Below are 24805 nucleotides of genomic sequence, written 5' to 3' on the forward strand. Positions count from 1 at the left end.
TTAAACGTTTAAAAAGGGTTTTATTTATTTAGATAAACCCAACCTGTATAAGGTTTAGACCTTGTATTTGGCTCATTTAAATATAAGACATAAAAATAAGTGCCTACAGGTAGTACTTTATCTGTATGCATTGCTCCTTTGTTTGCGATTCCGAACCATTTCTTAGTATTGTTTCCTTCAAAAACTAAAGTGCCATAGCGGTTATAAATTTCTAATTTATGATTGGTGTAGACGTCATAGAGACCTTGAATGTTAAACCATTCATTCTTGTTATCATTATTAGGTGAAAACCCATTTGGTATAATTAATTCTTCTGCTAAAGCTGCAATGTCAAAACTGATGGATTTAGTAATACAGCCGTTAGCGTCTTGTACGTATAAAGTGTGTGTACCTTCTGTAATATTTGTAAATGTATTTTCACTTTGAAAACTTGAGCCATCAATAGCGTATTCATATGCTATTGATGTATCAGACATGGTTATCGTTATAGAATCCTCATTGATTTCAATATTTGAATCCGTTAGCGAGAAATCTGTAGAAGGATAAATTGTAACATCAAAACTACTTTCGTTATTACATGTATCTGGAGTTGTACCAATTTCATTAAAAATATAAATGGTTTGTGAGGTTGAAATAATAGCGCCTGCACTAAGTTGTGTGCCTGTGCCATTGTTTCCTGTAAAATAGTTACCATCTGTAAGGCTCGGTAAAATAAACTCAGAACAGATAGAAATGTCAGAAAGTGTATCTACATTTGGAATTCCAGTTACGGTTACATTAAAACTGCTTTCGTTAGTACAAATATTAGGGGCAACTCCAACTTCGTTATAAATATAAATCGTTTGCGAAGTTGAAATAATAGCACCAGCATTTAAAAGTGTTCCATTTCCGTTAGCTGCTGTATAATAATTTCCATTAGTGATACTTGGTAGCACATATTCTGAACAAACAGTTTGATCAGCTAAGACACTTACAAGTGGATTACCACTAATAGAAACGGTGAAGCTAGATTCGTTTTGACACGTATTAGGTGGAGTGCCAGATGTATTAAAAATATAGATGGTTTGAGACGATGTTATAATATCTCCAGCATTAAGTTGCGTTCCTGTGCCGTTAGTTCCTGTATAATAATTTCCGTTTGTTAACGCAGGTAAGATATAGTTAGAACATACAGTTTGGTTTGGCAACGTATCGACTTCAGGATTTGAAACCTCAAGTTGTGCTGCATTTGAAACAAGGTTACAACCTGTAGATGATAGCATACAGTAATATTGTAATCCATTAAAACTAGCAGGAATATTAGTAATTGTTAATGTGTTGGTGGTAGCACCAGAATAATTACTATCGTTACTAAGGTTTAGCCAGTTTCCTGAAGCGTTAAGAACACGCCATTGGTAAGAATACGATCCTGAACTTACAGCAATTGAAAAGGTTGTTGTACTGTTTTCACAAACGTCTTGATTGTTAGGATGTGTAATGTTTGGAGTAGAACTAGCATCAGCAGTATGTAATCCTAAGTTAGAGCAATCTTCATCCTCTAATAATAACCATTCGTTAAGATTAAATGTTGTACTTGGTGCGGTGGCATCTGCATTTCTAATAAAGCTGTAACCTATTTCATCATCGGTGTACATCACATCAATGATAGCCCCATTTTTAATTAATTTGATTTCGTCATCTTCATTAATACCTGCAGCTACAGATGTCCCAGCGGTTAAGCCACTACATGTATTACCAGTACTACCCATTTCAATAATATAAGTACTAAGTGGTGCTATGGTGCCGACTAGTGGTATTGTGGCACTTGGCGCGGCATTACCAATATCTCCAAAACGTTGTACTTCGTAAACTGTATTTAGACTTATAGCCGTATTGGTTGGGTTGTAAAGTTCTATAACGCCATAGCTTCCTCCATTAGAATCATAAACTTCAGAGATATAAATCTCATCGGCAGAATTACAATCCGAATTTAATAAGGTGAAACTAGCAGTGGTTGTAGTGTCACATCCGCCAGAAGTCGTAAGCCTTATGTTAGACGTATCAGGAGTTCCAGAAGGGACAATAATTGAAATTTCGGTATCACTTAGTATTGAAAAGCTAGCAGTTAGACCATTAAAATCTACTGTTGTTGTCGTGTCGAAATTACTTCCATTAAGTGTGATTTCGGTGTTTACAGGTCCACTTGATGGATTAAAGGTGTTTATGATTGGTGCCGGGCAAACTATGCTTTCAGCGTTGTAGCTTGTGTAATTTGTGTTGTTAATTAAAAAATAACCATTAAAAATTAAAACGAGGGGAAAGAGTAAAAAAATATAATTCTTCATTTAGTATAGATAAAAATAGTTGACAAAAATATGTAATAAAATACTTTTATTTGTTAAGTAATAGTTACGCTAATTTTTGTTCAAATAAGGGTTGAGTTAGTTATCACAAAAATAGAAGATTAAGTGATAACTCAAAATGTGAAGCTATTATTATAGTGAATAGGGAATCAGGTATTTAGCTGTTTTTGTCTTTTTTTACTTCTTGTGTTCTGTTTTTAAAACACTAGATATGAGATTTTTTTTTCTATCTGAATACAAGAAAACAGAAGATAATCTTTTAGTTTAGAGCATTGGCTGCTCTCATAAATCTATAATTTGAACCATTATAGGTCTATCATCATATCGATATAAACCTAAAATGTTGTGTTTTAGGGGGAAAGTATAATTGAAAACAATGAGACCTAAAAACGAACTATCTCCGCAATGCAAAATGGCCAGTATAAGTTTTGCCATCATAAAAATTAGCGACAAACCAATAATCATCGCTTGGAAGTGGTTTTCCTTTGAGCATTCCATTCCAACTTCGATTTGAAGCCGTTAATTGGGTCATCAATTTACCGTAACGATTATAAATCTGAATCGCTGCTATTTGGTCAAATTGTGCATTAGTACCAATCACTTGCCATGTTGGGTTGTCGTCATCTCCATTTGGAGTAAAGAATTTTGGGAACCCTAAGACTGAAATGATTTCTTCTTGAGTACCACAACCATTTTTATCTCTTATATATATGGTATGGAAGCCTTTAGAAACATTTGTAAATACAAAATGATCTTGGTAAGGTCCATTGATGTCATCCAATGCGATTTCGTAATCTCCTTCACCAGAAAGCGAAATGGTTATAGTGTTATTAGGTGTTACACCAATTACGTTGATACTTTCTATTATTGCTAACTCTGAGGCTAATACTGTAATTGTTCTACTAGAAGAACAGCCATTAGGATCTGTAACAATTACCGTATAAACACCTGGCTCTGTAACATCATAAAATAAGGTGTTGACGGGAGTTGTGGTACCATTAAAAAGCCATTCGTAATAATAGTTGTTGGGTAAATCATTAAGCACACCACCATATATAGTAAGTGGTTCAGGGAATGCATTTAAACAATATAAAACGGTTTCATCAGCTTCTAATACTGGAGTATAAAGGACATTAAGGTTTACTGTAGAGATACCATAGCACTGGTTGTTATCTGTGATTTTTACGTAAATCATTTGGGTATAGGCTATCGTGTTTTCAAAACTATCAGATAATTGATTAGATTCGTTCAAAGCATCTTCTTCTGTTTCGTAATAACGGACTTCAGCTCCTATCGGAATTTGATTTTGAATAGAGGTTTGAATATTAGATAAATCAAAAGCGGTAAATCCATCTATAACCGCGCCATCACAAGCTTCAAGATTAGGAATATATATCGTGTTATTTGACGTTTGTAATTCTAATTCTACAATGTCAAAACAATTTGCTTGATTAATAATCCTAGCATAAACAGTTTGAAAAGGAACCGTATTCTGAAATGCTTCAGGATTTGTAATGGGGTTTATATTTGCAATGGCATCTGATTCGGACAAGAAAAAGGCATCAACAAGGATGTCTTGATTTCCATTGATTAAATCAAAGGAGGCATCAAATAAATCATACATTGATAACCCATCTTGGTTACTATCACATTCAATTAAAATAGAATCAACTCCAATAGGTAACGGTGCGTATTCAATTAGAACTTCCCCATATGAAATACATCCATTGGCTAAAGTGACTTCAACGTTGTATACCCCAGGTTCTGTAACGGTATAACTATCACATGTTACACATCCTGAAGCCCCTTGAATCAAGACATCATCTTTATACCAATCGTAAGTATTCTGACCATCTTGATATGCATTAAGCTCAACTGTTTCGCCTTCACAAAGTGCATTATTTGTAGCAAGTAGTAAATTTGGTCCTAAATCTGAAGAGAGTTCAAAACTGCCAGCCTCTAAAAAAACGGCAGAATCGTATCTGTAATTCTGCTCATCAGCAATGACTAATTTGACATGGTAGGTTGTATTTGGTTCTACATTTGCTGTAGCGGTTAAGATAGCAGTCTGACCATTAAAATTAATGGGAGCAGTGCTATCATTATAATTACCAAAATAGGTTTCATTTTCTGGGGGACAACTACCTGGGACACCTGGCATTACAGTCGTAACTTTAACAGGAGTGTCTGTGTCCGGAACTAAGGCTATATTTTCATATTGCTGCTGTCCGGTTGCCGGCTTAATTAAAAAGCCAAATAAATCGGAATATTGACAAGTATTAGAATTATTTTCTTGATACTCTTCTGAGGCAAAAATATATCTAAAACTTACCTGTGAGGCAACTGAGGTAAACTCAAATTCCAAAATGGTAGCGTTTGTTGTTGCAGATTCATTTAGAGCATTTTCTAAATCAATATCTCCAATCCAATTCGGCGCATCATCATCACTTAAGTTGTCATTTGGTCCAGGGACATTTGTTAACCTTCCCGTACTTAAAACAATACCACTTTCAAAAGGAAATGTTGAGCCTGAAGCATCAAAATAACCATAGCTTTGATCTGCACCGCCAAAATCACCGCCTACCACATTCGTTACAGTGATATTGCTTATGCAATCACTATCAATTAAAATGTTCTCTATAAGTTGTTGTGGAGTATAGGTTTGACTGTCTACTGAAATATTTTGAGCATAATTCAATAGAGAAAATAAAAGGACAATAGCCTGTAGTATATGCTTCATTTTCATTTTAAGGGACTGCAAAGATACACTTCTATGGATTATCTAAATTGTAATACGATGTTAAAAAAGATGATAGGTTTTTATTAACGACGAAGCGCAAAATGGCCTTTCACATCAAAAGCGATATTGCCTTGTTTTATTTCTGCTAAAAACCAATAATCCGTAGCTGGCATGTTGTAACCATTATAAGTACCATCCCAGCCTTGTGTACTAGACCCTAACTGTTTGATTAATTTGCCATAGCGATTAAATATATAAACAATACTTCCGGGCAGTGTTTCTATACCTATAATATGCCATGTGTCATTTTGTGTATCTCCATTGGGCGTGAAAAAAGGCGGAGCATCCACGACAACAACTTCTTTGGTGACTTCGGCACAACCGTTAAGATCAATAATTCTGACAGTATGGTAGCCTAAGGAAACATTTTGAAAAACATTAGATTCTTGTGGTTCTCCATTGTCTAAGATGTAGAGGTAATTTCCAATACCAGTAATGGTTATCGTAATATTATTGGGATCAGAAAAATCAACAGTTTCTGCAAGTTCTATAGTTGCTGATTCTGAAGCTGAAACATTAAACGTACGTGTTGTGATACATCCATTTTCGGAAGTCACGGTGACTGAATAGGTGCCGATTTCTGTGATTTCGATTTCAGGACTATTTTGATTTGTAGACCACGCATAGGTGTCTGTGGCATAAAATGTATGAGCTGAAACCACTAAAGGTAAATTATCGATACAAACCACTTGATCTGGGATATTAACAAACGGTTTCCGATTGACGATTAATGAAAATTCAACAAGATCAAAACAACCCGTTGCCATGTTTTCAATACGTGCCGTAATAACTTCATTGTTAAATCCATTGTAAGCTTCGTCGTTTATTGGGCTTAAACCGTCTATAGCTTCAAGGGTGTCATTAAAGTAGGTCACGCTAAAGTTTGATGGATTTTGAAAGCCTAAAACACTTGCTGTTTGTTGATTTAAATTGAACTCAAAATACCCATCATAGTCATCATCACAAGCAATGATATTTTGTGGTTGATTGGCCACAGGTAGTGGGTTAACGTTTAATTCAAATGGATAAATATAAAAACAATGTGTGGTGCTATATTCTACACGCGCAAAAATGATATCCGTTGTACTTGTATAAATATAAGTGGTGTCTAGCGCATTTTGGTTGGCAAGGGCGTCAGCTTCTGAAGTAAAATAACGAAAGAGCACATTGTAATTTGTATCAACAATAATGTCATTTATAGTCGTTAAATCGAAACTGTTGTCTTCATTTTCGCAAATATCAAATATTTCAAAGGAGTTAGTCGCTGGAGGAAGATTTACATTTAATTCTAATGGTACATAAGTGAAGCAATCGGCTACCGAATTAAACACCTTTATGTATACGGTTTGTGGATTGCTGATGTTAGAATAGTTTTCAGGATTTAATATGGGATTATGATCAATTTGTAAATCGTCTATTGATGTAAAATATGAGATGATAGTATCCGGATTTGGTGTTGTAAACAAATCATCTTCAGCTGCTGTTAAATCAAAAAGTGTAATGGCATCATAATTTGTGTCACATTCTAAAAGTGGTTCTGGAATGTCTGGATGCGGATTTACAATTAATGTGAAATCTGTTAAACTATAGCAACCTGTGTTATTGTTCTCAATTCGAACATTAATTTGCTGTTGATTTGACGTTGTAAAAGGGGATGTAATTGGGTTCTCTCCAGCTTCGGCATCACTAAGATTTAAATGATAAGTTACTGTAAAGTCAATTGAGGTTTGTGTGCCTAAAATGATATCCGTTTGAGATTCTAAATTAAAAGATGAAATGCCATCATTAGAATCGTCATCACAAGTCTGAATATCATTTGGGGTATTTATAATTGGAGGAGGGTTAATTTGAAGTATAAAATCATACACAAAAAAGCAACCCGTATCTGGATGTTCAATACGAACAAAAATAACATCGTTTAGCGTTTGATAATTATAATTTAAAGCTAATGGATTGATACTGTTTAGCGCATTATTGTAGCTTTCAAAATATGATAAAGTAGCTTGTGTTCCTGGATTAATTAAGACCGATTCAATTTCCGAAAGGTCAAAACTATTTGTTGGATTACCACAAATTTCATAAACTTCAAAATCATTAAACGGTGGTGGAAGGTTCACAATTAAATCTAGTGGAACATTAACAAAGCAATGACTAAGTGTATTGGTGATTTTAACGTATGCGGTTTGCGGATTGCTAATATTATTATAGTTTTCAGGATCTAGGATCGGGTTGGTATTAGTTTCTAAATCATCAATAGATTCAAAATAAGAAATCTCTATATTATCTTGTCTTACTCCGAGTATTTCAACTTCAGAAACTGTTAAATCCCAAGTCAAGATGCCATCGTAGTTATCATCACAGCGCGCAATTGGAGTTGCGGAATTCACCACTGGAGCTGAAATAACATTGATATCGAAAGTTGAAATACCAATACAATAATTGCCATTATCAACTCTAGCGTAGAGGTCTTGTGGGTTTGTTGAATTTGTATAAATTAATGGTACAGGGTTATTATTGTTAGTCGCATCAAAAGCGGATTCATGAAATGTAATATCTAAAGTTTCTGGACTACCAGCGACCATTTCGGCAATCTTATCATTTAAATCAATTGTTATAAAGCCATCATTACTGATATCATCACAAACAAAAATACTTGTCGCGGCATTAAAAATAGGAATAGATCCAACTTCTATTTCAAACGAAGAGGTACCAAAGCAATTAGAATCCGTAACGCTTTCTACTCTAATATAAATAGTTTGAGGGCTAGAGGTATTGTTGTAGATTGCATATTTGTCAATACCATTAATCCCAGCAAGGGCATCAGCTTCGCTTTCGTAATAAAGCACCTGTTTATCGGGTTGTCCATTAAGGATTTCTTCATCTTTTAGATAGAAATAAAAATCAGCAACTCCCGTGATATCGGCTTCACAATTTTCAAAATTTGTAATTGGAATAAATTCTGGCAAGGTATTTATATAAGTATAAAAACCAGAAAGACTATAACAACCTGTAGTTTCATTTTCAACTCTAGCGTAAATGTATTGTGATGTCGTTGCATAATTTTCAGGATTGCTAATCTCATTTTCACCTTCAATAGCAGAAGTATAGTCTGTGTAAAATGTGATTTCGTAACCAGCAGTAGAGGTTGTAATTTCAGGAATTTTCGATTCTAAATTGACATCATAAATACCATCGGCATTATCATCGCAAATAATTATAGGTTCGGGATACATAATTATTGGTGCAGGTACAACATGGACTTCTAGAGTAGAAATATCATAACATTCCGTTTGTGCATTGGTTACTCTTATGTAAAATAATTGAGGATTGCTGGTGTTATAAACATATTCTGGAAGTATGTTTTCATTATTAATTGCATCTTCTTCCGTAAGATAATATTTCACATTTGCGGCTTGTACACCTTGACGCGCAATGCTATCAAATGTGTCCATAATTAATGTAGTATAACCATCGCTATCTTCATCACAATAGTCAGTAACTTGAGGTGTTAAGACAACGGCTGGTGCAATTTCTAAGGCAATATCTACAAATCCCGTACATTCTCCATCGGCTAAAGTAGCATATAGAATTGTGCCATTGTTAATAACATTAAACGGAACGGATTTGTCTAGTAAATTGCTGTCGTTTGTTCGATCATCTGCGGTGTTATAAAATGAAACTTCAAATTCATCATAGCCATCTTTGAGGTCCATTTCAACAGCATTCAAATCAAAATTGGCAATACCGTCATTGGATATATCATCACAAACAATAAAAGTTGTGTTTGAAAACGTTGTTTCAATAATATTAGAATGTAGTTCTAATTCTATAATGGTATTACATCCTGTTATAGGATCTTGAACGCGTATATAGAGTATTTGAAAATTTGGAGTTGTGTTTATATAATTTTCCGGATCTGCTATGGGATTCGTGTTACTTAAAGCATCGTCATTAGTGATATGAAAGCTAACATCTAAACCTGTGAGACCTTGCAAAACATCATCAACAACGGTCGTTAAATCAAAAGCTTCAAAACCATCGTCATCTTGCTCACACGCATTAATCCATTGATTGTCTAAATTAATATTAGGGATGTCTTGTAATTCGACAGAAATTGTAGTTGTAGAAAAACAACCTGTAAGGGCATTGTAGATTCTAACATAAAGGGTTTGAGAAATATTAGCATTTGAATATGGAGAGAAAATGGGGTTAATACCTAAATCTGCTTCGGGTGCCGAATAATGATAAGAGACATATAAATTAGTATTTCCGTTTATAATTTGGTCGTTAGCAACAGTTAAATCGACGAAGGTAAAACCATCTAAAGTCGGATCTTTACATACGACAATCGGGTCTGGATCCTCATAATCTGGTTTTTCATTTACAACTAAATTGAAAGTGGAAAATGCCAAACATCCATTAACAGTATCTTCAATTCTAACATAAATAGGTTGTGGTGACATTGTATTTTGAATAGGTCCTAGAATAGGATTACTACTGTTTTGAGCAGCTTCATTTGTGTAGTGGTAGCTAATACTATAAGTTGAAGGAGGCACAGAAGCAAGTACTTCGTTGTCTTTAATTGAGAGGTCAAAAGTTTCTATGCCATCATTAGACTCATCGTCACAATAAATAATATCTGAAATTTGAGTTGAAGGTTGTTCTGTGTTGAGCGTAACTTCAACGTTGTCTTCTATGACACAAGAGGTGGCGTTGAGTTGTATAGTGATTTCAACACGATACGTGCCAGAAGATTGTGCTTCTAATGTTGGATTATTTTCGCCAGCGATAAGTGTACCATTTTGAAACCAGCTATATGAAGCTTGCGGATTTTGGATATCTCCATTTAATAAGACAGCATCTCCACATGTAATAATATCTGGACCAAGATCAACATTAGCATTAAAACTATTACCTTCAATAAAAACGGCTGAGTCAAAGTTATTATCGGTTTGATCTGCAATAATTAGCTTAATTTCATATTCTATATTGGGTTGAATTCCTGCGGTTGCCGTTAATACTGTTGTTCTTCCGTTGTAATTTGTATCTCCGACATTATAACCTTCAAAAAAAGCTTCATTTTCTGCAGCACAAAATCCCTCAATTTGGTCGTGAATCGTACTTGTGTTTACGGGTGTCGATGAGCCAGGAACTAGTGCTATGTTTGAATATGGCTCTGAAGATCCTGCTTTTCGAATTAAAAAAGCAAATCCATCCGAATAAAAACAAGGGAATTCTTGTTGGTATTCTTCTGAAGCTAATAAGTAATTAAATTGAATTTGATTAGCTACAGAAATAAAGTTGAATTGTATGGAGGTTGCATTTTGAGTATTTGTTATGCCTAAAGCATTTTCTAAATCGATATCGGTTTGCCAAGTGTCATCACCTTCATTTAATGGATTACTGTTTAATATATTTCCAGCAGAGTTTACATTTCCAGTGGTTAGTAATATTCCATTTTCAAAAGGGAAATTAGAATCTGAACGCTCAAAATAACCATAACTATTAAAGCCATTTATTGAACCATTAATACTAGATGAGATGTTAGATATTTCAACGCAGTTTTGACCTAAATTTTGTTGAATAAGTTGTTCTAAAGGTAAAGTATCATCTGTTGTTATTTGCTGAGAATAGCTACAATAAAATCCAATAAAAGTAATAACGAAAGAAAATATGTAATTTAATTTCACGGTTTTGATTTATAAAAAAAAGATAGATTAAATAGGTCTAGCTTCTAACAAAGCTATTTAAGAGATAAAAAGTAGCTAAAAAATGCCTTGTATTATGGATTTGTAGGGTAAGCTACCTTTTTAATTGATGAATAACCTCTTATGAGTGTATGAGGGGGATGCGGTTAAAAAAATTAGCGCTTAAGTGTAAAATGTCCTTTTACTTGAAATGCCTTTCCATTCTGAATTACATCGGCAATAAACCAATAATCACCTGCTGGCATTTTTTTACCGTTATAAGTTCCATCCCAACCTAAAGTTGTATGATTGAGTTGTGTCATTAATTTTCCGTAACGATCAAAAATATGGATTACTGTTCCTGGTAAGGTTTCAACTCCCGCAATATGCCAAGTGTCAAAATCCCCATCATCATTGGGTGTCAAATGTTTAGGTGTATCTATTACAAAAACCTCTTTAGTCATACTTGCACAACCATTTTGATCTATAATTGCGTAACAATCTGTGATGGTGTTTTTTTACTCTAGCATAGATGATTTCATTATTGTAAGCGAGATGGTCCGTATTAAGTGGCTTTAGATTTTCAATGGCTTTGACTTTAGCGTCGTAGTATGTAATTGAAATGTTTATAGCACTTTGATTGCCTAATATAGATGTGTTTTGCGGTGTTAAATCTAATTCTTCATAGTATCGTAGACCATTAAATTATTTGGCTGGCTATGTGATTTAAAAGAACAACCAATTGAAAAGGATACACAACGTAGTATTTTGTAGTACAAAATGAAATTCGTTATCAAAGATCTTTTAAATATAACAAATCCCCTTACCATAAAGTAAGGGGATTGTTAAGAATAATAATTGATTGTAGTAGGCTTTAATGTTTCAATGTAAAATGACCTTTTACTTCAAAAGCAATAGAACCGCGATGTATTTCTGCAGTGTACCAAAAATCGCTTGTTGGTAGTATGTGACCATTATAATACCCATCCCAACCAGGAGAACTAGAGGTTAATTGTTTTATAAGTTTACCGTAACGGTCAAAAATATTAATAACCGTTCCAGGTAATGTTTCGATACCTACAATATGCCACGTATCAAAATCACCATCGTTATTTGGTGTAAAGAACTTAGGAATATCCACAACTAAGACATCCTTAGTAACATTAGCACAACCATTTAAATCGATAATTGTTACGGTGTGATACCCCATAGCTACATTTTGAAATACATTAGATTCCTGAGGTTCAAAATTATCTAATTGATAAAGGTAATTACCAATACCGCTAATTGTAACAGTAATATTGTTTGGGTCAGAGAAATCAAGAACTTCTGTAGTTTCAATTGTGGCTGTTTCAGATTCGGTAACACCAAAATAGCGTGTGTTTTCACAACCAAATTCTGTGGTGACAGTGACCCAATAGTTTCCTACTGCTGTAATGTCTATTTCTGGGGTCGTTTCTCCGGTAGACCACAAATAAGAATCTGATGCATAATTGGTGTTTGCTGATACTAGCAAAGGCATATTATCAACACAAATAACTTGATCTTCAATATCTATTACAGGAATAGGGTTTATGATTACAGAAAATGAAGTTACACTATAACAGCCTGTATCGTTATTTTCTATGCGTGCATAAATCACTTCGCTATCATATGCCATATAATCTGTTTCTAAAGCTGAAATGTTTTCATTAGCCTTAAGAGCTGTGTTATGGTATGTTATTGTATATAAATCGGGGTTTTGGCCTCCTAAAATACTTGAGTTTTGTTGCGTTAAATCGAATTCTAAAATACCGTCAAAATCATCATCACAAGCAATTAAGTCATTAGGCTGATTAGCTACAGGTAAAGGGGTGACTTTTAAATTGAATTGGTGATACGTTGAACAATGCGTAGTGCTATACTCTGTTCTCACAAATAACGTATCATAATTACTTTGGTACGTATAATTAGTATCTAATGCATTTGTATTTGCAATAGCATCTGCTTCAGTCTTAAAATAACTATATAGAACGTTATAACTAACATCTGTAGCTATTTCATTAATTTCAGTTAAATCGACACTGTTGGTTTCATTGGCACATACGGTGTATTCTTCAAAATCATTAATAATAGGAGGTTGGTTAACAATTAACTCTATTGGAAGCTCAACATAACAATTAGAAACTGTATTCGTAACTTTCATGTAAATGGTTTGCGGATTAGAAGTGTTCGTAAAATTTTCTGGATCCGTAATAGGGTTAGAATCCGAATTAGAATCGTCTAAAGTGGCATAATAATTAATGATAATATCTTCTTGTCTTACATCTAAAATATTAGACTCAGCACTTGTTAAATCAAATACAAGTGTCCCGTCTGTATCGTCATCACATTCAATCATGGGCTCCGCTAGCGTTACATCTGGAACTTTAATCACGTTAACAACAAAGGATGTAATAGATTGACAAATTGTACCATTATCGATCTGAACAAATATTTGTTGCGGATTTACGGTATTGGTAAATTGTAATGGAATTTCATTTGTACTATTTCTCGCATCGTTTTCTGTGGTATAGAATTTAACGGATTGTATATCTGGAATGCCAGCGCTGACTTCGTCAACGATACTTGAAAAATCAAATAATTCAGCACCATCGTTTGAAATGTCATCACAAACAAACCAGTTTGTTGGCTCATTGTATGTTGGATTAGTACCGACCTCAATTGTAAATGAAGAGGTAGAATAACACGATTCATCTGTAGTGTTATCTACTCTAACATAGATTTCTTGAGGGTTACTAATGTTTTGATACGTACTTGTTTTATCAATAGCATTGGTTTTATTTTCGGCATCAGTTTGGTTGAGATAGTAAGTGACTTCTTTGCCTGTTTGGCCATCTAACGCTTCAGATCCTTATTTTCAAAAATAAATTCACCAATACCATCTGATACATCTTCACAAAAATTGTATTGATCAACATAGTTTGTTAAATCACCAACATATGGTAAGGTGTTAACTGTAATGTCTAATTCTTCAATAGCATAACAACCTGAGTTGCTATTTTCAACGCGCATAAAAACAATTTCTGTTTGAGCTTCGTAGTTTGAAGGGGTAAGAATTTCGTTTTGATCTAAACGTGCATCTTGTAAACTATTATGAAAACTAACACTTCTGTTAGGTGTTGCTAAAATAGAATTTGGAATACTATAGTTTAAGTTTATAGTAGAGAAACCATCTCTATCGGCATCACAAATAATGATATCTGAAGGTTTTTCACTTTCTGGTGCTGGTAAAACAGTGACTTCAAACGAGTTGTAGTCGTAACACCCTGTTTGTGAAAATGTTATCCTTGGGTATAATGTAAACGGGTTTGTTAGGTTGGTGTATGAATTAGGTAATGGGTTCGTATTATCAATAGCATCTTGTTCTGTTAAAAAATACTTAACATTAAATCCTTCTTGTCCATTAGTTACGTCCCCGTTTAATGCAGATAAATCGGTTGTTGTAAAACCATCTTGGTCCTCGTCACATACTGTTAAACCTATCACAGAATCAAATTGAATAATAGGATATAGAACCAAATCAAACTCTGCAACTTCAGTACATGTAGGGCTCTCTAAGGTTATATATATCGTTTGTGGATTACTTACAGAACTATAAGGAGACGTTATATCTATTGGGTTTATTCCGTTGTCTCTGTCGCTTTCACTCTCGTAGAAGATAATATCAACATCGGGTAAGTTATTAATAATTCCAACGGCAATGTTTTCAAAATCAAAGTCCTCAGTATTGTCATCATCAATATCACATAAATTGATATCTCTAATATTGGTTCCGGTAAGTAATAGGTTTGTATGAATTTCTATTGGAGTTGTAGAAGCACAACCCGAAGTTGAGTTTTCTACTCTGATATATACGATTTGTTCTTCAGAATTACTATTGGCATAGTTAGTGGCATTTGCAATAGGATTTAGTCCAGAAAGCGCATCCTCAGCAGAACTGTGGAATGTTACCGTAACTCCTGTAAGACCTTCCAAAACTTCAGGAATTATAGATGTTAAATCAAAATTGGCATAACCATCATGATCGGTATCACAGGCGTCAATATAATGTGGTTCTGTGTTAATGACTGGACTTTCTGTAACACTAATATTTAAAGAGGTTGTACTAATACATCCTGTTTCTATGTTTTTAACACTTACAAATAGTTGCTCATTTGGACTAGAATTGGTATATGGCATTGGAAAAGCGTTAACACCAGCAGCGGCGTCAGCCAAAGTTCCATGATAGCTTACAACAAGGTTGGGCTGAGATAATGTAATCTCACTATCCTTAAGTGCGTTAAGATCCATAGCCGTTAATCCATCAGCTGTATTATCACTATCACATATCGTTAATGATGTTGGGTTTGAAATAATTGGTAAGGAATTAACTACTAAATTAAATGTTGAGTAGGCTAAACAACCATTAACCGTATCTTCTATTCTTACATGAATAGATTGTGGGTTTGAGGTATTTTGAATTGGACCAGAAATAGCATTGCTATTATTAATAGCATCTGCATTGCTGTAGTGATATGAAATGGTATAAGTAGAAGGTGGCACTGAAGATAAAACTTCGGCATCTTTAGTTGATAAGTCAAAAGTTTCTATGCCGTTGCCGCTTAAATCATCACACAACAGAAAATCTGAAATAGGATCTGAAGTTTGTGTTGTATTTAAAGTAATATTAATGTCATCTTCTATAACACAAGAACTTCCGGCAAGGGGTAATCTAATTTCTACACGGTAATTTCCCGATTGTGAAGCGGTTAGTGTAGATTGCGTTTCTGAAGGTATTAAAGTATTGTTGTAATACCATTCGTATGTTGCGTTAGGATTATCAATGTTTCCATCTAAATCAGCACTATTAGCACAGGTAGAATAATCCTCACCTAAATCTACAGAGGCATCAAAACTATTTCCTTCTATAAATACAGCAGAATCATAATTTTGATCGTTTTGATCGGCAATTACGAGTTTAATTTGGTATTGTACATTAGGTTGAATCGTTGCTGTAGCAGATAGTACAGTGGTTCTACCATTATAATTGGTGTCCCCAAGATTATATCCAGCGAAATACTCAGCGTTTGACGCAGGACAAAATCCAACGATTTCATCGTGAACAGTATTTGTGTTTACAGGAGTTGTAGTGCCTGGTACTAAAGCAATGTTGGTATAAGGATTTGTTGTACCTGCTTCTTTAATTAAAAAAGCAAAACCATCAGAATAATCACAAGGGAAGTTTCCAAAATATTCTTCTGAAGCTAAAATATAATTAAACTGTATCTGATTTGAAATTGATATAAATTCAAATTCTATAGATGTTGCATTAACTGTACCCGAAATACCTAAAGCATTTTCAAGATCACTATCCGTTAACCAAGTCGCATCTCCATCGTTTAAAATGTTATTGTTTTGTCCATTACCAGCAGAGGTTGCATTTCCTGTGGTTAACACAATTCCATTTTCGAAAGGGAAATTTGAATTCGCACGTTCAAAATAACCAAAACTACCGATACCGATAGAAGATCCATTTGAGGGTGATGAAATGTTAGAGACTTCAACACAACCTTGTATTAATGTGTTTTGAATTAAGTCTTGAGGTGAAACTGAATTATCTACGGTAACTTGTTGTGCAATAGAAAGATTACAAATTAAGCCTATAAATAAGCAGAGGGAGCGGTTTAAATAAGTCATTCGTTTCGGTTAAGGTTAGATACTTTAGTGTAGGGTAGATTTGGAGTCGACGCAGACATCTAATTTAATTATGGACGAAAAGTAGATTAAAATAAGATGAAATACAAAATAATACGTCAAAACGCACTAAATGTTAACATTTAGAGCCCAAAATGGCCTTTTCGGCTGGTGAATTCAGCGAATTAGAGAATAGGCGTATACGTAAATCTTGAAATATTCCTTATGTTTTTGTAAGAAATACCTTAAGCTGAGTATCAGTAATTTAGTTCCATAACCGAGATAAATCTAAAATATAATTATAGCTATTAATTAACTATTAAAATTTTTGAGGGAATTATTAAAATGTGGAGGGAAATAGTAAGTAAATCTCACTAGCAGGTATAAAATTAAAGTAACTAAAGGATAATAACAAAAAAATAAGATGAATGGATTAAAACTTTAACAATTCTGAAAAATTATAACGGATTTTAATAGTTAATATAGACCCAACCAACAAATGGTTTGTAATTGGGATCATTCAAATTTAAAATATAATAGTACGTCCCAACAGGCGCTTGGTTACCTCTATTATTAAGTCCTCTGTTTATTTTACCAAACCAAGGTTTTTCATTATGACCAACAAAAATCAATTCCCCGTAGCGATTGTAAATTTGTAATTCGTGTTCTGTAAATATATTGTATAAACCTTGAATATTAAACCAATCATTTTTTGTGTCTCCATTGGGAGAAAACCCTTGAGGAATGTAAGGTGGACAGTTTTCAATTGTCAAATCAAACTGAAATATCTCATAACATGGATCACGCTCTATCCGAGCATATATTGTTTCAGGATTAGAAACATTATTATAATCTGATGGTATTATTATAGCATTAGATTCTGTTTCTAAATCTTCTATTGAATGATAAAAAGCAATATCTTCTTCATTATAATTTAAAGTTTCAAGGGCTTCAAATAAATTGAAATTCGAAATTTCAAGACCTTCATTACAACCAACTAGGTTCGGAAGTTCTATTATTTCAGGAATAAGAAGTAGTTCAATCTCTTTAAATGCGCTATTGTTATTTTCATTAGATTCTGTAACAACTCCGTTCATGGTGCCATTATCATCTACTATAGCAATAATGGTGACATTAGGATCTGTGCCATTAGGTAGGTTGAGGTAAATTGATTGACTTTCACTAGCATTTATAGCAATATCATTAACCGTTGCACTGGCACCAATAAAACTTCCGTTGCTATAAAATGCAATTGGTGTATTTGCTGGTAAAACACCTGTGCTATTTGTGTTGTATACGGTGTAAAATAATTCAATAGTATGATCTCCACAACTCACGGTATTATTGTCTATGCTTATCGTTGCATCAGGTAATTGACTGTTTAATACAGTTATGATGTTATTTATCATTACGAAATCTTGTCCTGACGTTAGTGATATTGTAGCCGAGGTGTCACCAATATTGATATGGTTTTGAATGCTATAAACATCAATATCCATATTATAAAGATTTGAAGCACCTGTAAAAGAATTAGTGCCGTTGAAGGCATTGTTTGCTGGATTTAAGGGATAATTACTAATTACGTTTCCGTTTATAGTCAGTTGTTCATTAACCGCAATAGACCGATCTCCTTCCCAAGCAATAAATCCAATTTTAGCATTTTCATTATCTAAGACGTTTAAATTATCGAGTGAAATACTTAGATAGTCAGGGACACTTTGTAAACCATCATAAACATTGAGTTGATTTAGCGGAAGGTTATGATCTTCGTAGATCACAGTAATTGCCCAACCTCCAAAATTTGTACCTGATGCGCAATAAGGCCCAATATCCGCACTAAGATCAAAATTGGAAATCGTATAATCCGTACTGCCTTGATCCAAAATGATTGAAGTAATATCTGCAAAAGCAGCGAAGAAAACACGATCGCTATCTAAAGCATCACTAAATGTGCGCTCTGCAGTAATGTCTATATTATTCAATGAAATATGAAAATCTCCATTCCCAGAACCAGCCCAATATAAATAAGCTGCGACGATATTTTGATTGTCGTTTAGTGTTAAGTTCGCCGAAGAAGATGTTAAAATTGTACAAGGTCCTAAAGTCCCATTCTCTACCGTATTCATAGTGTTTCCAATAGCAACATAATCATATCGACCATTAAACTGCTGAAATAATGAAACATCTTGCGAGAATAAAGGAAGCGTTAGGCTAAATAGAAAGAATAATAATATAAAATGATTTTGTTTCACAAGTTTTGATTGGTGGTCTAAAATACAATTTTTATTGTTAGCGTTTTAGCGTAAAATGGTTGGTAAATGTCCGTCCATCTTGAAGCTTAACTTTAAACCAATAATCACTGGTTGGCATTGTTTCTCCATTAAATGTTCCGTCCCAACCCACACTTAAGGGGTCAAGTTCTTTCAATAGCTTACCATAACGGTCAAATATTAATACGGAAGAATTTGATTGAAAAAGAGATGAAATCCCTTTTACTTGCCAAAAATCATTAACGGTATCGTCATTTGGAGTAAAGAATTTAGGGAAGCCAATCACAGAAACTAAGGCGTCTGTAATGCCACAATCATTTTTGTCTTTGATGTAAACGGAATAGAGCCCTGGTTGTACATTTTCAAAAGTGGTGGCATCTTGGTAAGGTCCATTAATATCATCGAGAGCATATTCATAATCACCTTCACCACTTACAAAAACAGTTATAGTGTTATTTTGAGTCGCATCAATCACTTCAATATTGGTTACTGTTGCAATATTTGAAGGTAAAACGGTTATTGTTCTATCTTTAAAACAACCATTAGTGTTAGTGACTCTTACGGTATACGTTCCTGGCGCATTAATATCTATCGTTGAAGTATCTTCTCCTGTTGACCATTCATAATAGTAATTGTTAGGGATGTCGTCAATGACACCACCATTGAGAGTTATCGTTTCTGGAAAAAAGTTAAGACAATATTGAGTTTCAAACGTAGTTTCGATATTTGGTAATTTAAAAACAGTCAGTTCTATTTCGCTAATCCCATAACATGCATTTTCATTTTCCATACGTCCATAAATGGTTTGATTATAGGGTATGGTGTTCGTAAATGTTCCTGAAATAGGATTGGTTTCCAATAAGGCGTCTTCGTAGGTTTCGTAAAAGACTAAAACAAAATCTTCAATTGTATTCGGAAAAATATTGCCAGCTACCGCGCCCAGATTAAATTCCATAAAGCCATCTTCAGTACCATCTGTATCACATAGCTGGATACTAGCATTGTTCGTTGCTGTTGTACTAACTTCTAACGAAATTTCACTAAAATTAACACAGCTAGTATTATTGTTGGTGACCCTAGTATAAATGATTTGTGGGTTAAAAAAATTAGCGAAAGAGCTACCATCTATAGCATTCTCTTGATTTTCTGCATCAATCTGAGAGAGGTAATATTCTATAGTTGAGTTGGGATCTCCTTCTGTAATTTCATTGGATGCCTGAGTAATGTTAAAGGTTGTAAAGCCTTCCGGAATACCATCTTCATCACACTGCAACAGTGAAACATCATTCGCTATGGGTTTGGGATCCACAGTAATAATAAAAGAAGTGAAACCAATACAACCAGAATCTAGATCTTCAATTCTAACAAATATTTCGGTTGGAGTAGGAGCTGTATTTCTATAGTTTAGAGGTAAAGGAGCCGCAGATGTTTCAGCATCAGCTTGATTTAAATAATAACTAATGGCATAATTTGTATTAGGAATTCCTTCAATAATTTCTTGTGATTTGATATTAAAATCAAAAGTAGAAATACCATTTTGATCATCACCATCTAAATCATCATCACAAATGTTATAATCTGTTGTTGTATTAAAATTGGTAAGTGCTGAAACATTAATATCAAAATCGTTAATAATATAACAGCCTGTAGTTACGTTTTCGATTCTTACATATATGGTTTGACTACTCGATGTATTAGTAAAGATATTTCCTAAAGGATCTAAATTAATGTTAGCATCACTTTCTGATGTATGATACGATACCATTACATCAGATTCTCCATTAATAATGTCTTGCGTTAAACTTGTGAGATCAAACTCTGTAATGTTATCATCATAGGGTGCTGTAGCATCACAAATAGTTATAGTAGGTAAACTGGTTGATGTGGTACTAGCAACCAAAGGATTCGTGGGGGCTTCTGGAAAAGTGGCCGTACCAGTCCATTCTAAAGAAAACGGGCTATTTCCAATAGGTCTATCAATAACAATAAAATAACTTTCGCCTGCTAAAACATCAATAGCGCTTACAAAACTGTCTCCTGCAGCACCTGGACCTTCAGAGGTTTCTGTAGATGATGAATTTAAACCTGTTTTATTATTTCCTTGATTTGCGGCAGCAGGATTTGTGGTAGAACATCTAATCGCTTGTCCTATATTTCCGCAGCTTACGTTGGGGCCGAAAATAAAGAAGTCATAATCTTCACTGATATTTGTGCTACTAGGCGTCAGTGTAAAGGCCAAAGTACCAGCGGTTGCAATATTAACTTCTAACCAAATACTATTATTTTCTTGACTTCCACAAGTGTTGGAGTTGTTTAATTCTTGAGAGCCAATACCATTTACATCTAAACTAAAATCTGAATTGCCACAAACCGTTACTGCGAATTGGCAATCATTTGGTTGTTGGGCAAAAATTAGAGTACTGTAAAAAAAAGCGCATGTTAAAACTAAAGATTTAATAAACATATTAGGGGTGTTTGTCATCGTTTTAATGTAAAGTGATTTGTAAATGTACGTCCGTCTTCTAAGATTACCTTAAACCAATAGTCACTTGTTGGCATTTTTTTGCCATTATAAGTACCATCCCAACCTGGACTTAAGGGATCGAGTTCTGTTATAAGTTTGCCATACCTATCAAAAATAAATATAGAAGAATTTATTTGAAAATCATTGCTTATACCATACACTTGCCAAAAATCATTTTTGGTATCGTTATTTGGTGTGAAAAATTTAGGAAACCCGATAACAGAAACGACATCCTCCGTAATGCCACAATTGTTTTTATCGCGTACGTAAACGGTATGTAATCCTGGTAGAACATCATTAAACGTATGGTTGTCCTGATATGGACCATTGCTATCATCTAGAGCATACTCATAGTCTCCTTCTCCATTAACGCGTATAGAAATAGAGTTGTTTTGTGAAGCATCAATAACTTTAATTTGTGTTATAGTTGCGGTATGAGATGGTAAAACAGTAATTGTTCGGTCTTTAAAACAACCATTCGTATTTGTCACTCTAACACTATACGTTCCTGGAGCATCAATGGCAATCTCAGCGGTGTTTTCGCCAGTGGACCACTCGTAATAATAGTTGCTAGGAGAATCTTCAGTGACACCTCCGTTTAATATAATGGTATCGGGAAAGAAATTTAAACAATAAACCGTTTCAAATTCAGTTTCAATATTCGGTAAGTTAAAAACCGTTAAGGCTATTTCACTTATGCCATAACACGCATTAGCATTTTCTACACGTCCATAAATCGTTTGCTGATAGGCAATGGTGTTGGTAAATGTTGTTCCAACCGGATTATTCTCTAATAATGCATCGTCATAAGTTTCATAGTACGTTATATTTAAGTCTGAAGCAGAATTTGCTAGAACAGTACTTGTTGCCTCTGTAAGATTAAAAGTCATGAATCCATCTTCCAATCCATCGGTATCACATAACGATAAACTGGCATTGTTTGATGAGGTTGTACTAACTTCTAAAGTAACTTCGCTAATATTCATACAATCGGCATCAGTGCTTGTGACTCTTGCATATAGTGTTTGAGGGTTGAAGTAATTTTCAAAAGCTTCGGCATTTAAAGGGTTTTCTTCGTTTTCGGCATCGGTTTGAGAACTGTAAAAAGTAACACTTCTATTTGGTGCTCCATCTGTTATTTCACTTATACTTTCGTTAAGATTAAAAGTTGTAAAGCCTTCGGGGATGCCATCTTCATCACATTGAATGATGGTGGTATTATAGGCTGTTGGAATAGGATTAATAACCACATTAAAGCTATCTGTAGCAAAGCAATTGGTGTTTAGTGAATTTTCGACCCTAACAAAAATAGTTTCATTTATTGCAGTGGTATTGGTGTAATTGAGAGGTAAGGCACTAGTGTTTGAATCGGCATCATCTTGAGAACGATGAAATGTAATACGACTTTCAGCTTCTGTTTGATGGCCTCTTATGGTGGGAATTAAATCGCCAAGTGCTATGGTTGCAATGCCATCTGTTACATCTCCAAAATTATCACAAAATTGAATGGTATCTAGTACTGGAATTTGTGGTTGGTTGAATACTTCAATATTAAAAGAGTTAATCGCATAACAATTAGTGTTTTCCACATTGTCTACACGAACAAAAATAGTTTGAGGATTTACCGTATTAGTGTAGGGAAACGTTAATTGATTTTCCTGAGCATTGGCATCGTCGATTGTTTCATAATAAGTTACATTGTATAATGAGGGATCTTGATCTAATAACACTTCTGGGTTTTTTGTCCTAAAATTAAAGCTTGTAAATCCGTCGTTATCACTTTCGTCGCAAACATCAACGTCTGAAACGGGGTGTGCTACAGGGATTTCAAAAACACCAACTACAGCATTACCTTCAATAGGACAATCACCGTTATTAGGTTCAATATAAACTTCATAATAACCAGGAGTGTCAACAACTAATTGCGAACTAGTTTCCGTCAAAGGAGTACCGTTAAAAGACCACACATAATCTGCACCAATAATGTCATCGGCTTGTAAGGTGTAAGAATCATTCGTACACAGTTTCAATTCAGTAGTGCTAATACCATTTCTAATGATATCGGTTTCAGAATTAAATAAAGATTGGATAAAAGGAGGTAATCCTATTGTACTTCTATTTTGGTTTGAACCATTGATATCTAATAATATACCTTGTTCACTATAATTTGCAGCTAATCCATCTGCTTCTGGGTTACTAATAACTCCTAAATATTTTGAAATTGTTGGATGTCCATTGTAACTTAATTGAGCTCTGTAAATACGTCTGTCAATACCTAATTGTAAGGCACCTGCAGTCATAGAATTAGAAGAGTGGATTATTTGTAGAGAACTCGGTATGTCAGAACTTTCTAAATCCCATTGTAAAACATGGCTTGTTCCAGATCCTGCAGCACCTTCAGCTATTGTAGCATATACTTTTTTGCTTTCTGCAGAAAACTCTACACCATAAGGACTGTCTCCATTTTCTACGCCGTAAAGCTCTAAAGGATTAGAAACGGTTCCTGTTTCATTATTAAAATCATATAAAAACACATTGCCAGGAGCATTACCACCAGCAAGTGCAGCTTCACCATAGTTGGCCGCCACAAGTTTAGACGCATCTGGTGAGGATTTAATATAGCCCAAAGAATTTCGTCGATAACCCTCAATAGGAATATAAGGGCCGACTTCTGATATTACAGGAGTTGTTTGGACTCCATTGGTGTCAATTTTAAAGGCGTAAAATTTATTGCCAAAATGGGTAATAACCCAGAAGGACGAACAATCTTCAGCACGAACTGCGGTGATTTTTTCGGAACATTTATATTGTATTTCAATAGGAATGTTAGGATCATAGGTTACTAGATGAATGTTTTTTTCTGAAGTATCTACATCTCCCAAACCACCGTTTAAGGTCATGTCTATTAGGGTATAGTTGAAACCATTGTTAAAACCATCATCATCTTGAGGTATTGTGGTGCCCTCAACATATGGACCAGGAAATTGATTAGGGTAGGTGCTGGCATTATTTTGATGCGGTTCATCTACTGTGAAAATATAATACTTATCAGGATCTTCGGGCTTTGGAACAATTAAACCTGATGATGTACTTGAAGGATCGCCTAAAAGCCCAGTGCCACCAAAGTAATTGCCATTGGTCATGATTTGATGATTTCTATTCCAAACGGTTCTTCCATCGGAATAAAATAATAAATTGCCATCAGTATCTGCTATTGAGGTGCAACCTTCTAAGGTGTTTATTTGCCCATTGGTTATTGCCGTTACTGTTCCTGTTTCGGCATTAAAACGTAAGCCAGCATTTTGCCCAAAATACCAAAATGAAGCTTCATTTTGCGCATAAAAATGAGTGCTAATAAATACTAAGAATATAATTAAAAAGATCCTTTTCATAAGCGCTTAATGTGGGGAATACACATTAGGCACACAATATAACAACTAGAACATAAAAAAAACCGAGTTTTAACA

At 34.4% G+C, this 24805-nt stretch carries 9 protein-coding genes; all 9 read right to left on the reverse strand.

The window, feature by feature from the left end; genetic code table 11:
• Window positions 1–20 precede the first annotated feature (20 nt).
• Complete coding sequence (locus tag ACXGSQ_RS08515; protein ID WP_458629183.1) at window positions 21–2324, reverse strand: T9SS type B sorting domain-containing protein; 2304 nt, start codon at window positions 2322–2324, stop codon at window positions 21–23.
• Window positions 2325–2736: 412 nt separating this feature from the next.
• On the reverse strand, window positions 2737–5082 hold the full coding sequence (locus tag ACXGSQ_RS08520; RefSeq protein WP_458629184.1) for a choice-of-anchor L domain-containing protein: 2346 nt from the start codon (window positions 5080–5082) through the stop codon (window positions 2737–2739).
• A gap of 83 nt (window positions 5083–5165) precedes the next feature.
• Window positions 5166–10832, reverse strand: a complete 5667-nt coding sequence (locus ACXGSQ_RS08525) for a choice-of-anchor L domain-containing protein (RefSeq protein WP_458629185.1) — start codon at window positions 10830–10832, stop codon at window positions 5166–5168.
• Window positions 10833–11005: 173 nt separating this feature from the next.
• Window positions 11006–11293, reverse strand: coding sequence for a T9SS type B sorting domain-containing protein (locus ACXGSQ_RS08530; protein WP_458629186.1), 288 nt, complete (start codon window positions 11291–11293; stop codon window positions 11006–11008).
• A gap of 410 nt (window positions 11294–11703) precedes the next feature.
• Entirely contained in the window at window positions 11704–13245 is a 1542-nt protein-coding gene (locus ACXGSQ_RS08535; protein ID WP_458629187.1) for a T9SS type B sorting domain-containing protein, read from the reverse strand.
• Between the two features lie 461 nt (window positions 13246–13706).
• Entirely contained in the window at window positions 13707–16547 is a 2841-nt protein-coding gene (locus ACXGSQ_RS08540) for a choice-of-anchor L domain-containing protein (protein WP_458629188.1), read from the reverse strand.
• 467 nt (window positions 16548–17014) lie between these two features.
• Window positions 17015–18796, reverse strand: coding sequence for a T9SS type B sorting domain-containing protein (locus tag ACXGSQ_RS08545; RefSeq protein ID WP_458629189.1), 1782 nt, complete (start codon window positions 18794–18796; stop codon window positions 17015–17017).
• Between the two features lie 37 nt (window positions 18797–18833).
• Entirely contained in the window at window positions 18834–21296 is a 2463-nt protein-coding gene (locus ACXGSQ_RS08550) for a T9SS type B sorting domain-containing protein (protein ID WP_458629190.1), read from the reverse strand.
• Window positions 21293–24730, reverse strand: coding sequence for a T9SS type B sorting domain-containing protein (locus ACXGSQ_RS08555; protein WP_458629191.1), 3438 nt, complete (start codon window positions 24728–24730; stop codon window positions 21293–21295). Before ACXGSQ_RS08555 ends, ACXGSQ_RS08550 begins: the two co-directional genes overlap by 4 nt.
• Window positions 24731–24805: the final 75 nt, after the last annotated feature.

The organism is Winogradskyella sp. PC D3.3 (assembly GCF_054366245.1).